10 protein-coding genes and 1 pseudogene are annotated in these 12,147 nt (G+C 71.3%); 7 read left to right on the forward strand and 4 right to left on the reverse strand.

Annotated elements, in window-relative coordinates:
• Window positions 1-26 precede the first annotated feature (26 nt).
• Window positions 27-950, reverse strand: coding sequence for an NmrA/HSCARG family protein (locus ACIO6U_RS19535; protein WP_401720634.1), 924 nt, complete (start codon window positions 948-950; stop codon window positions 27-29).
• A gap of 109 nt (window positions 951-1,059) precedes the next feature.
• Here ACIO6U_RS19535 and ACIO6U_RS19540 point away from each other — a divergent pair, with 109 nt between their 5' ends.
• Window positions 1,060-1,626, forward strand: coding sequence for a TetR family transcriptional regulator (locus ACIO6U_RS19540; RefSeq protein WP_391052431.1), 567 nt, complete (start codon window positions 1,060-1,062; stop codon window positions 1,624-1,626).
• A gap of 238 nt (window positions 1,627-1,864) precedes the next feature.
• Here the strand turns inward: ACIO6U_RS19540 and ACIO6U_RS19545 are convergent, their stop codons facing one another.
• Window positions 1,865-2,287, reverse strand: a complete 423-nt coding sequence (locus ACIO6U_RS19545) for a winged helix-turn-helix transcriptional regulator (RefSeq protein WP_391052430.1) — start codon at window positions 2,285-2,287, stop codon at window positions 1,865-1,867.
• Between the two features lie 101 nt (window positions 2,288-2,388).
• Here ACIO6U_RS19545 and ACIO6U_RS19550 point away from each other — a divergent pair, with 101 nt between their 5' ends.
• The 6 genes and pseudogenes from ACIO6U_RS19550 to ACIO6U_RS19575 all read left to right on the forward strand — a co-directional run bounded on the left by ACIO6U_RS19550 (window position 2,389) and on the right by ACIO6U_RS19575 (window position 9,861).
• Window positions 2,389-3,240, forward strand: a complete 852-nt coding sequence (locus ACIO6U_RS19550) for an alpha/beta fold hydrolase (RefSeq protein WP_391052428.1) — start codon at window positions 2,389-2,391, stop codon at window positions 3,238-3,240.
• Window positions 3,241-3,590: 350 nt separating this feature from the next.
• Window positions 3,591-3,959, forward strand: a pseudogene (locus tag ACIO6U_RS19555) (hypothetical protein); the annotation flags it as partial.
• Window positions 3,960-4,094: 135 nt separating this feature from the next.
• Complete coding sequence (locus ACIO6U_RS19560; protein ID WP_391164289.1) at window positions 4,095-5,972, forward strand: chitobiase/beta-hexosaminidase C-terminal domain-containing protein; 1,878 nt, start codon at window positions 4,095-4,097, stop codon at window positions 5,970-5,972.
• A 180-nt stretch (window positions 5,973-6,152) separates the two neighbouring features.
• Entirely contained in the window at window positions 6,153-7,016 is an 864-nt protein-coding gene (locus tag ACIO6U_RS19565) for a DMT family transporter (protein ID WP_401720941.1), read from the forward strand.
• A 170-nt stretch (window positions 7,017-7,186) separates the two neighbouring features.
• Window positions 7,187-8,518: an NtaA/DmoA family FMN-dependent monooxygenase gene (locus ACIO6U_RS19570; RefSeq protein ID WP_401720639.1), complete on the forward strand. Its 1,332-nt coding sequence runs from the start codon at window positions 7,187-7,189 to the stop codon at window positions 8,516-8,518.
• A gap of 17 nt (window positions 8,519-8,535) precedes the next feature.
• Entirely contained in the window at window positions 8,536-9,861 is a 1,326-nt protein-coding gene (locus ACIO6U_RS19575; protein WP_391164256.1) for an NtaA/DmoA family FMN-dependent monooxygenase, read from the forward strand.
• Window positions 9,862-9,957: 96 nt separating this feature from the next.
• Here the strand turns inward: ACIO6U_RS19575 and ACIO6U_RS19580 are convergent, their stop codons facing one another.
• The gene (locus ACIO6U_RS19580) at window positions 9,958-10,962 is read right to left on the reverse strand and encodes an aldo/keto reductase (RefSeq protein ID WP_401314591.1); all 1,005 of its coding nucleotides are present in this window, start codon (window positions 10,960-10,962) and stop codon (window positions 9,958-9,960) included.
• 48 nt (window positions 10,963-11,010) lie between these two features.
• Window positions 11,011-12,129, reverse strand: coding sequence for an ABC transporter substrate-binding protein (locus ACIO6U_RS19585; RefSeq protein WP_355347519.1), 1,119 nt, complete (start codon window positions 12,127-12,129; stop codon window positions 11,011-11,013).
• Between the last annotated feature and the right edge of the window lie 18 nt (window positions 12,130-12,147).

The following is a 12,147-nucleotide window of genomic DNA, read 5'->3' on the forward strand; positions in this document are numbered from 1 at the left end:
GGGCCCGCTCGCCTCGCGGGCGCGGGTCAGGCCGCGGCCACCATGCGCTGCCGCGCCCACTCCTCGAAGCCGGTGAGCGGGATGCCGAGCTCCCGCGCGTACTGCGGGCGGCCCGGCTGGTCGACCGCGTTGAGCCATTCATGCGAAGCGCCCATGGCCGGCATTCCGGCGGCGAGCGCCTCCTGCTCTGTCATGTCCGGCGCGGGCAGGTGCGTGCCCAGGGCCCGCGAGAGGACGTCGGCGATCTGAGCCATCGACAGATAGTCGCCCGCCAGCTCCAGTTCGACCCGGTCGAACCGCTCCGGATCGGCGAAGGCCGCCGCGGCGGCGCGGCCGATGTCGTCCACCGCGATCAGCGACAGATGGGTGTCCGGCCTGAGGACGCTCACCAGGCCGCCCTCGATGCCGCGCGGGAACAGGAACGCCATGGACGGAAGGAAGTTCTCCATGAAGAAGCCGGGCTTGAGCAGCGTCCAGTGGGGGAAACCCGCCGCGCGGACCGCGTCCTGGATCGCGCTCTTGGCGCCCAGGACGGGTTCCATGTAAGGCCAGCGGCCCTCGGCCCAGCCGGGCGTCTCGGTGTGCTGACCGGCGCCGGTCACGGAGGTGTGCACGAACTGCGGCACTCCTGCGGCCTTCGCGCCCTCGACGAGGTTGACGCCTTGCGTCACCTCTCCCTCGAAGTCGAAGCTCTGCGCCGTCATCTCGGGCATCTGTACGGAGAAGACGGCGCGGACTCCCTCGGCGGCCCGGACCACGGAGCCGCGGTCGCGCAGGTCGCCGGTGACCAGTTCGGCGCCGAGCGCCTCGACGGCCTTGGCCCGGTCGGCGGCCGGGTCGCGGACCAGGGCGCGGACGGGGACGCCGGACGCGAGCAGGGCGCGGGCGGTGGCGCCGCCCTGCCGGCCGGTGGCGCCGGTGACCAGGACCGGTGCGGGGCGTGCGGACATGATGCTCCTCGGGTGCTCGTGCGGGGAGACGCTAAACGGCGGGGCCCGCCGTTTCTCTTCCGGGTACGATATGGCGGACCCCGCCACTTGGCAACCATGGAGGTAGGCCATGCCGGATGGCCAGCGCGCTGATGCCCGGCGCAACTACACGCGCATCCTCGCCGTGGCCCAGCAGGAAGTCGCCGCGCACGGCGCCGACGCCTCGCTGGAACAGATCGCCCGCACGGCGGGAGTCGGCTCCGCGACCGTGCGGCGGCACTTCCCCACCCGCCAAGCGCTGCTGGAGGCGGTCTCCCGGGAGCGGATCGAGGCCCTGCGCGTCCGCGCCCACGAGCTGACCGGCGAAGGCGAGAGCCGCGGCGCGCTGCTGGAGTGGCTCGGCGACGTCCTCACCTACTGCGTCTCCGCCCGTGGCCTGGCCACCGCGCTGTCCTACAACGCCGCCGGAGTCGACCCGGTGCACAACAACAGTTGCTCGGCCACGCTCGAAGAAGCGGCGGGCCCGCTGCTCCGCCGCGCCGCGCGGGACGGCGCGGTGGCCAAGGACGTCACCGCCCTCGACCTGATCACCCTGCTGGTCGGCATCGCCCTGGCCACGGAGCACGCCCCCGACCCCGCCGCCCGCGCCCGCCAACTCTTCGACCTGTCGGTGGCGGGCCTGAGCCCCCAGCGCTGAGCAACGGCGCCTGTCACCGTCGTCCGCGCGGGCGCTAGGTCAATACGACGAGGGCGTGTCCGGCGGATCGGGAACGGCCCCTTCGGCGCCTGGCACGCACGCCCGTCGCGTTGCCGGAATACCCGAATGGCTCCGCTGTGCGGGCATCCCGGCGCCTTCCGCTCAGCGGGTCCCACCGGCCGGAGTCCGGGGGAGCACCGGTCGCCGCCTGGACCGCCCATGATCCGCCGGACAGGCCCTAGTCGGGAGACGGCCCGTCGGCGAGCCGGTTGTTGCGGTCGATCTCCGGCATGTGGGTCTCGGCCCAGTCGCGCAGGGCGGCGAGGGGGTGTTCGAGGGACAGGCCGAGGTCGGTGAGGCGGTAGTGGACGGCGGGCGGCACCGTCGGTTCCACGCGGCGCGTGACCAGGCCGTCGCGGACCAGACTCTGCAAGGTGGCGGACAGCATCTTCTGCGAGATGCCGGGGATGCGGCGCCGCAGTTCGGCGAAGCGGACCTCGCCCGGAGCCTGCTCGGCCAGCGTCTTGACCGCCATCGACGTCCACTTGGTGCCGATGCGGTCGAGCAGTTGGCGGGTCGGGCAGCGCGGATCCAGCAGGTCACCGCGGTCGCCGGGCCGCGGCCCGTACGTGCCCGATGCGTCGGGCCCGGACGTGGTCACCTGGGGCTCACCACCTGAGGGGAAAGTGCCGTCTTGGGCGGACCAGGTTAGTTCCCTAGCGTGATCTTGTCACCATTGGTTACCACTCCTGGAGTCCCGTCATGCCCGAACTGCGCCGCGTGCCCGTCAACGGTGTCGAACTGAACGTCGCCCTCGCCGGATCGGGTCCCGCCGTCCTGCTGCTGCACGGCTTCCCGCACACCTGGGAGGTGTGGACGGACGTCATGGCCGATCTGACCGGCCGCTACCGCGTCATCGCGCCCGACCTGCGCGGCTTCGGCGCGAGTGGTCCTGCCCCGTCCGGGTACGACGCGGGCACCCTGGCCGAGGACGCCGCCGCGCTCCTCGCCGCGCTCGGCGTGTCGTCCGCCGCGGTGGTGGGCATCGACGCGGGCGCCCCCGCGGCCTTCCTCCTCGCCCTGCGCCACCCCGGCCTCGTCCGCCGCCTGGTCGTCATGGAATCCCTGCTGGGCGCGCTGCCCGGCGCCGAGGACTTCCTCGCCGCCGGACCGCCGTGGTGGTTCGGCTTCCACCGCGCGGCGCCCGGCCTCGCCGAGACCGTGCTGGAGGGTCACGAAGCCGAGTACGTCGACTGGTTCCTGCGCTCCGGCACGCTCGGTGAGGGAGTGCGCCCCGCACTTCGGGACGCGTTCGTGCGCGCGTACACCGGCCGCGAGGCGTTGAGCCGCGCGTTCTCGTACTACCGCGCCCTGCCCGAGAGCGCGGCGCGGATCGGTGAGGCGGTCGCCGCCCACCGCCTGACGGTGCCGACGATGGCCCTGGGCGCCCAGCCGGTCGGCGACGTGCTCGCACGCCAACTGCGCCCGCTGGCCGACGATCTCACCGCACACCTCATCGAGGACTGCGGCCACATCATCCCGCTGCACCGGCCGCGCGCCCTGCTCGCGCTCCTGCGCCCGTTCCTGGCCCGCGACGACGCGGGCAGGGCGTGACCGGGGCGGGCGTGAGCGGGGCGGGCGTGAGCGGGGGGCAGGGATGACCGCGGACGAGGCGTGACCTGGGCGGCGAACCACGGATCCCACGTCTCCCGCACGCCCCACTCGAATCGTTCACTGTGTGAATCCGGTGCATGTGCTTGACGGCTCGCCATGGCCACTTGACACTGCCTTACGGATTCGGGATTACCGCCATCCGCAGATTGAGAGCGTTTTCAAGAGACTGAATCAAAGGGCCAAGGCGGGACCTTGGCTCTGAATGTGCAGTGCCGAGCGCGATCCACCCCCACATCTCCGCGCTGACCCTGGTGTTCACTTCGCGAACCCAGGCGAAAGGACCCCCACACATGCGCAGATCCATCCTCCCGGCCCGTACCGAGGGCACGCCGCGTCGGCAGCGACGCGTGGTCGCCCTGCTCGGGGCCCTCGTCCTCGTTCTGGCCGGGATCATCGGCCTCACCCAGACCGTCGGAACCGCCTCGGCGGACGCGTCCGACTACACGCAGAGCGTCGCCCAACTGAACTCCACGCAGGCGCAGATCACGTTCAAGCCCACCACGGCCGCCGCCTACGTCGACGTCCACTACCTGGTCAACGGCGCGAATCAGCAGAACGTCCGGATGACCAACAACGCGGGCGTCTGGACCCAGACCGTCAGCTCGCTGACCACCGGCACCGTGCTCGACTACTGGTTCACGTACGAGAAGAGCGGCCCGCAGTACGACACGCCGCACTTCTCGTACACCCAGGGCAGCGGGAGTACGACCGGAGGCGGCACCGGCGGCACCGGAACGACCGTCGCCACGCCGACGTTCAGCCCGGCGGGCGGCACCTTCAGCTCGGCGCAGAGCGTGACGATATCCGACGCCACTTCGGGCGCGAGCATCCGCTACACGCTGGACGGCTCCACGCCGACCGCCTCCTCCACGCTCTACAGCGCGCCGCTGAACATCTCGGCGAGCACCACGGTCAAGGCGATCGGCATCAAGTCCGGGTCCACCAACTCGGCCGTGGCCACCGCCAGTTACACCATCGGCTCGACCTCGGCGAGCTGCCCGACGCAGTCGGACACTCCCAACTTCGGGTCGAACGTCCACATTTACGACCCGTCGATGTCCAGCGCCACCATCCAGGCGCAGCTCGACGCGCAGTTCGCGCAGCAGAAGGACACCCAGACCGCGCAGTTCAGCAACAACCGGGTCGCGCAGCTCTTCAAGCCGGGCACGTACAACGTGTCCGACAACGTCGGCTTCTACACCTCGGTGGCCGGTCTCGGCCAGAACCCCGACGACGTCACGATCAACGGTGACGTCACCGTGGACGCCTTCAACGCCTCCGACGCGGGCAACGCGACCCAGAACTTCTGGCGGTCCGCGGAGAATCTGGCGATCAACCCCTCCAGCGGCACCGACCGTTGGGCCGTCGCGCAGGCCGCGCCCTTCCGCCGGATCGACGTGCACGGCGGGCTCGCGCTCTACCCGGCCAGCTACGGCTACGCCAGCGGCGGCTACATCGCCGACACCAAGGTCAGCGGCCAGGCCGCGTCCGTCTCGCAGCAGCAGTGGTACACCCGCGACAGCAACCTCGGGAGCTGGGCGGGCGGCGTGTGGAACATGGTCTTCTCCGGCGTCAACGGCGCCCCGGCCAACACCTTCCCGAACCCGCCGGAGACCACGCTGGCCACCACCCCGGTCTCCCGTGACGTGCCGTACCTGTACGTCGACAGCGCGGGCAAGTACCGGGTCTTCCTGCCGTCGCTGCGCACCAACGCGTCCGGACCGAGCTGGGCCAACGGCAGCACCCCCGGCACCTCGCTGCCGATGAGCCAGTTCTACGTGGTCAAGGCCGGGGACACGGCCGCGACCATCAACACCGCCCTGTCCCAGGGCTGCAACCTCTTCGTCACCCCCGGCGTCTACCACCTCAACCAGACGCTCAACGTGACCAAGGCCAACACCACCATCCTCGGCATCGGCTACCCGACGTTCGTGCCCGACAACGGCGTGAACGCCATGCAGGTCGCCGACGTGGACGGCGTACGCCTCAAGGGTCTGCTCTTCGACGCGGGCACCACCAACTCCGCCGCGCTGCTGACCGTCGGCCCCTCCGGCTCCACCGCGAGCCACGCCGCCAACCCGACCACCATCCAGGACGTCTTCTTCCGGATCGGCGGCCAGGTCGCGGGCAAGGCCACCACCAGCCTCATCGTGAACAGCGCCAACACGATCATCGACCACATCTGGGCCTGGCGCGCCGACCACGGCAGCGGCGTCGGCTGGACGTCCAACACCGCCGACACCGGTCTGATCGTCAACGGCGCCAATGTGCTCGCGACCGGACTGTTCGTCGAGCACTACCAGAAGTACGAGGTCGTCTGGAACGGCCAGGGCGGCAAGACGATCTTCTTCCAGAACGAGATGCCGTACGACCCGCCGAACCAGGCCGCCTGGGTCAACCCCAACGGGCAGAACGGATACGCCGCCTACAAGGTCGGCGCGAACGTCACCACCCATGAGGCGTGGGGGCTCGGCAGCTACTGCTACTTCAACGTCAACCCGGCGGTGAACAGCTACCACGCGTTCGAGGTGCCCAACACCTCCGGCGTGAAATTCCACAGCGCGCTGACCGTCTCGCTCGGCGGCGTGGGCACCATCACCCACGTCATCAACGACACCGGAGCGGTCACCGCGTCCAACACCACCCCCAGCAATGTCGTGTCCTATCCGTGACCCGCTGATCCCCTCACCGTGAACCCACGGTGACGGCGGCCCGGTGCTCCCGCGCAGGCGGGAGCGCCGGGCCGCCCCCGCGAACGGGTGAAGCCGGGCCCGTGACCCCCACCCGCGTGTGCGTCGGCGCCGCGCGCCGCCTACGCTGCGCCAGGGGAGTTACGTCACGGGAGGCCGACCCTGCTGGTGCTGTGTGTGTTCTTCGCGTTGCTCGGTGCGGCCAGCAACGCGGTGGGAACCGTCCTCCAGCGCAAGGCCGCGCTCGCCGTGCCGCCCAACGACGCGATGCGCCCGCGTCAGATGATCGCGATGATCCGGCAGCCGGTGTGGGTGCTCGGCATCTGCGGAGTGGCGGGCGCCGCGGCCTTCCAGGCCCTCGCCCTGGTGGCGGGACCGCTGGCCCTCGCGCAGCCCGTCTTCATCCTGGAACTGCCGCTCGCCCTGCTCTTCAGCGTGCCGCTGCTCGGGCGCGCCCTGCCGCGCGCGGGCTGGAGCGGCGTCGCCTGCATGGTCGCGGGTCTGGCGCTCGCCCTGGGCACCGCGGCGCCGGGCGGCGGCGGCGCCCAGGCGTCCATGGCGCACTGGGTGCCCGCCGTCCTGCTCTGCGTGGGCGCCATCGGCTGGGCGGTCGTCATCGCCCGCCACCGGCCCTCCGGCGCGCCGAGGGCCGCCCTGCTGGGCGCCGCCTCCGCGGTGGCCAACGCGCTCACCGCGGCGCTGATGAAGTCCGCCGCCGACACCTTCTCCGCGCACGGCGGCGTCGCCTTCCTGACCGCCTGGCAGACCTACGGCTTCGCGCTGTGCGGCGTCACCGCGATCTTCCTGCTGGAGAGCGCCCTCCAGTCCGGGCCGATCATCGCCTCGCAGCCCGCCCTCACCCTCGGCGACGCCACCGTCAGCCTGGCGCTGGGCATCACCGTCTACGGCGAGCACATCCGTACCGGCTGGTGGGTCGTGCCGCAGTTGGCGGCCGTCGGCCTGATCGCGTACGGCACCGTCCGGCTCTCCCGCGCGGTCCCGCTGATCAGGGAACTGGCGGGCTGACCGCCCGGGCCGCCCGGCACCGACCTGACATCCGCCCGGCACCGGCTCGACAACGGCGCGGCAACGGCCCCGCAACGGCCCGGCCCTGGCGCGGACCGCGAAGGGGAGCTTAAGGGAACCGGTAGCCGCTTCGGCTTCATCGCCGGAGCGGTTCGCCCAAGCATGGGGCCGTGACCGAACGATTCCTGCACCTCAACGTCAACGCCAACGGGCTGGCGAAACCGCCGAACAGCTGGCGGCACAGCTCTCCGCCCACCTGGTTCCTCGACGTCGCCTCCTGGGAGAAGCTCGGGCGGATCGCCGAGCGCGGCCTGCTGGACGCGGTCTTCCTCGCCGACCACCTCGGCGCCACCGACTTCAGCAAGCCGTGGCACGCCTTCGACCCGTTCATGCTCCAGACGGCGGTGGCCCGCGCCACCCGCCACATCGGTCTGGTGACGACCCTGTCCGCGACCTTCTACCAGCCGTGGGACATCGCGCGCCGCGCCGCGACGCTCGACATCGCCTCCGGCGGCCGGGCGGCGGTCAACATCGTCACCTCCGGCGAGAACGCGGCCGCGGCCCTGTACGGGCGGGGACCGCTTCCCGCACGCGAGGTCAGGTACGGGCGCGCCGAAGAGGTGCTGAACGCCGTCAAGCGGCTGTGGGACTCCTGGGACCCGGACGCCCTGGTCGCCGACCCCACGACGGGCGAACTGGTGGACGACGGCAGGGTCCCGACGGTGGACTTCGACGGCGAACACGTGGGCTTCAGGGGGCGGTTCCAGTTCCCGCGCTCCGTGCAGGGGCGGCCGGTCATCGTCCAGGCCGGAGCGTCGCCCCTGGGCATCGAACTGGCCGCGCAGCACGCGGACGCCGTGTTCTGCGCCTCCAACACCCTGTCGACCGGGCAGGAGTTCTACCGCGGGCTGAAGGCCCGCGCCGCCGCCCACGGGCGTGACCCCGACGAACTCCTGGTCCTTCCCGGCCTCAACATCACCCTCGGCGGCACCGAGGCCGAGGCGATCCGGCGCCGCGCCGAACTGGTCGGCCGCGTGGAGGCGGACGACGCCGCAGTGCGCGCGCTGGCCGTCCAACTCGGCGTCCCCGTCGACCTGCTGAGCCTGGACAAGGCCCTGCCCTGGGACTACATCAACTCGCCGCGGTGGAGCCCGCGCAGCGTCGGCGCCGCCAACGGCGTGCTGTCCGTGGCACGCCAGGGCGACCTCACCGTGCGCGAGGTCCTCGAACGCCGCGCGAACGCGCAGAACGCGATCGTCGGCACGCCCGAGCAGGTCGCCGACGAGATCGAGAGCTGGTTCACCCAACGCGCCGCCGACGGCTTCAACATCAACTTCGACATCTTCCCCTCCGGCCTGGAGCAGGTCGTCGACCACCTGGTGCCGGAGCTCCAGCGGCGCGGGATCTTCCGCAGGGAGTACGAGTCCACCACGCTGCGCGGCCACTACGGGCTTCCGCCCCTGGTGACCGACGCGAGCCGCGCCACCGCGCGCACGGCCTGATCAGGAGACCGCCACCAGTGAGCACACGCCGACTGCACTTGAACGTCAACGCCAACGCGCTGGGCCGAGCACCGGGGGGCTGGCGCCTGCGCGACGACCCGCTCGGCTTCCTCGACATCGACGAATGGGAGAACCTCGGCCGGACCGCGGAACGCGGCCTGCTGGACGCGGTGTTCCTCGCCGAGACCCTCGGATTCTCCCAGCAGGACTTCACCAGGCCGTGGAACGCGATCGACCCGTTCGTCGTGCTGACCGCGATCGCCCGCGCCACCACGCACGTCGGCCTGGTGGCGACCGTGTCGTCCACCTACCGCCACCCGTATCACATCGCCCGGCTGGGCTCCTCGCTCGACCTGGTCTCGGGCGGCCGGGCCGCGGTCAACGTCGTCACCACGCAGTCGCCGCGCGCCGGGGCCCAGTTCGGCCTCGACGCGCACCCCGACCGGGACGCGCGCTACGGCCGCGCGGACGAGGCGATCGCGGTGATCAGGGCGCTGTGGGAGTCATGGGACCCCGACGCGCTCGTCGGTGACAAGGCGTCAGGTGAGCTGACCGACCTGACGAAGGTGCGCGAGGTCGACCACGTCGGCGAGCACCTGCGGGTCAAGACCTGGTATCAGGTGCCGCGTTCGCCGCAGGGCCACCCCGTCGTCCTGCAAGCGGGCGCGTCGGAGCAGGGCATCGACCTGGCCGCGAAGTACGCCGACGCGGTCTTCTGCGCCGCGCACAACCTCCAGCAGGGCAAGGACTTCGCCGCCAAGGTGAAGGCCCGGGCCCGCGACGTTCACGGCCGCGACCCCGACGACGTCCTGATCCTGCCCGGACTGTGGCCGGTCATCGGCAGCACCGAGGCCGAGGCGCGCGAGCGCCGCGACCTGCTGGCCGGTCTGAGCACCGACACCACCGACGCCCTGACGTCGCTGGCGGCGCAGCTCGGCCTGCCGGTGGACAGCCTGGAGCTCGACCGGCAGCCGCCCTGGGACCTGATCAACTCGCCGGAGTGGAAGCCGAGCAGCTACGGCTTCGCCAACTCCGTGCTCCAGTCCGCCCGCAATGAGAACCTGACGGTGCGCGACCTGCTCGACCGGCACATCGCCGGCGGCGGTCACCGCATGGTGGTGGGCACCCCGGAGCAGATCGCCGACGAGATGGAGGCGTACTTCACCGAGGGCGCCGCGGACGGGTTCAACCTGAACCACGACCTCTACCCCGACGGCCTCGACCTCATCGTCGACCACCTGGTGCCGGAGCTCCAGCGGCGCGGGATCTTCCGCAAGGAGTACGAGGCGAGCACGCTGCGCGGCAACCTCGGCCTGCCGATCCCGGCGGCCACCCCGGTCTGAGGCCGGACGGCAGCACGGCGCGACGGAGCCGCCCGGCGTACCGACCCCCATCCCACGGGGCCGGTACGCCGGGCGGCTCTTCGGGCTGCCGCCGGATCAGGAACCGGCGGCGTCCGGCAGGCGCGCCTCTGCCCCGATGGCGCCGGGCCGCAGCGCCCTGTCGCCCTCGACCCGCTCGGCGATACCGGCCAGCCGCGCGGCCTGCTCCGGTGTGAGCGTGACGTCGAACGCGCCGACGTTCTCCCGCAGATACGCGGCGTGCCGGGTGCCGGGGATCGGCACGACGTCCTCACCCCGCGAGAGCACCCAGGCGAGGGCCACCTGACCTGGCTCGGCGCCGAGTTCGGCCGCGACGGCGACGACCTCGTCGGCCAGCTTCACATTCGTGTCGAAGACCTCCTCGGCGAACCGCGGGTGCTCCAGCCGACGGCCCGTCAGATCCGCACGGCTGCGCAGCCGACCGGTCAGCCACCCGCGGCCCAGCGGCGAGAACGGCACGATGCCGATGCCCAACTCCCGCGCGATGGACAGCGTTTCGGCCTCGATGTCGCGGGTGAAGAGCGACCACTCGTTCTGGATCGCGGTGACCGGATGTGTGGCATGGGCGCGGCGCAGGGTCCGCGGACCCGGCTCCGACAGGCCGATCCAGCGGACCTTGCCCGCCTCGACCAGCTCCTTCAGCGCGCCGACCGTCTCCTCGATCGGCACCGCCGGATCGACGCGGTGCTGGTAGTAGAGGTCGATGTGGTCGACGCCCAGGCGCCGCAACGAGCCCTCCACCGCCGACCGTACGTACTCCGGACGGCCGTCGATGGGGCGGGCGTCGGGGTTGGTGGCCCGGTCGAGCGGGTTGCCGAATTTGGTGGCGATGACCAGGCCGTCACGGCGGCCCTTGACCGCCTGCCCGAGCAGCGTCTCACTGATGGCCGGGCCGTAGATGTCGGCGGTGTCGAAGAAGTCGATCCCGAGGTCGATCGCCTCGCCCACCAACGCCGACGCGCTGTGCCGCTCGTCGGCGTCGGTGGACCGCGCGAAGCTCATGAAGCCCAGGCCGAGGGCCGAGACCTCCAGCCCCTCGGTGCCGAGCCTGCGTCGAGTGATGTCGGTCAATGGTTACTCCTCAGCCGGTGGTTCGGGAGCGGCGCCGTGTCAGCCGGTCGTCACGTCGTCCAGCGCCGTGGTGTAGTTGAACCCGAGCTTGGACGTGACATTGGTCTTCAGCCCGCCGTACTTGTACGCGGCCTCGACGGTCGCCTGCTGGATCCGCAGGAACTCCGGGTCACCGATCTTGTAGAAGGTCGAGTGCCGGGCGTTCTCCCAGTTGACCTTGGCCACGTCGGGCGTCTGGCTGAGGACCTGCTGCTCGACCTTCTCGTACGCGGTCTCGTGACCGGGGATCCACTGCTCGTAGAAGGTCCGCAGCCGGCCGTAGAAGTCCTTGAGCGCCGCCAGCTTGGCCGGGTCGTCGAGCACCTCGGTCCTGGCGATCCAGCCGCTGCCGCCGAGGATGCCGAGCGTCGCGTTGTCGGCGATCTTGATCGCCTTTCCGGCGTCGACGGGCTTCTTCACGTTGCTGTAGCTGGTCACCACCGCGTCCAGGCGCCCGGCGTTGAAGGCGTTGGCCGCGGCCTGGTTGCTCGGGAACTGCACACCGTGGACGTCCTTGGGGCCGAAGCCGCCCTTCTCCAGCGCGACGACGTAGGCGGCGTAGATGTTGCCGCCGTAGTTGTAGCCGATCTTCTTGCCCTTCAGCTCGGCGAGCGTCGTGATGCCGGAGCTCTTCGTCACGTACACGGCGGCCGGGTAGGGCGCGTCGGGCGTCCAGGTCACCGCGAAGCCCTGGATCGGGGCGCCGGTCTTCGTCCAGTCGGCCGAGGCGTTGGCGGCCTCGAAGGCGGCGGTGTTCTCACCGACCTGGCCGACGTCGATCTGCTTGCCGTACAGCGCCGCCAGTTGGTTCGCCGGGCCCGCGATGATCGGGACCTTGTACTTGTACGGAGTGTCCTCGAACAGGCCCGACTCCTTCAGCAGCGCGGGGAAGTCGGCGGTCTGGTAGCTGATCGTGAGATTGACGCCGGACAGGTCGACCGCGGCGGCGGAGGAGGAACCGCCCGTCGAGCCGCCGTTCGACCCGGAACCCGCGTTCTTCGCGGAGGTCGAGGCGCCGCCGGAACCGCCGCAGGCGGTGGCGACCATGGCGAGGGCGACGGCCGCGAAGGCGGTGAACGTGCGCTGGACGAAGGGGGAGTGCTTGCCGGTGCTGTACATGTGCGATGACTTCCTCGG

It is taken from the genome of Streptomyces sp. NPDC087422 (genome assembly GCF_044744145.1).
Taxonomy (GTDB): Bacteria; Actinomycetota; Actinomycetes; order Streptomycetales; family Streptomycetaceae; genus Actinacidiphila.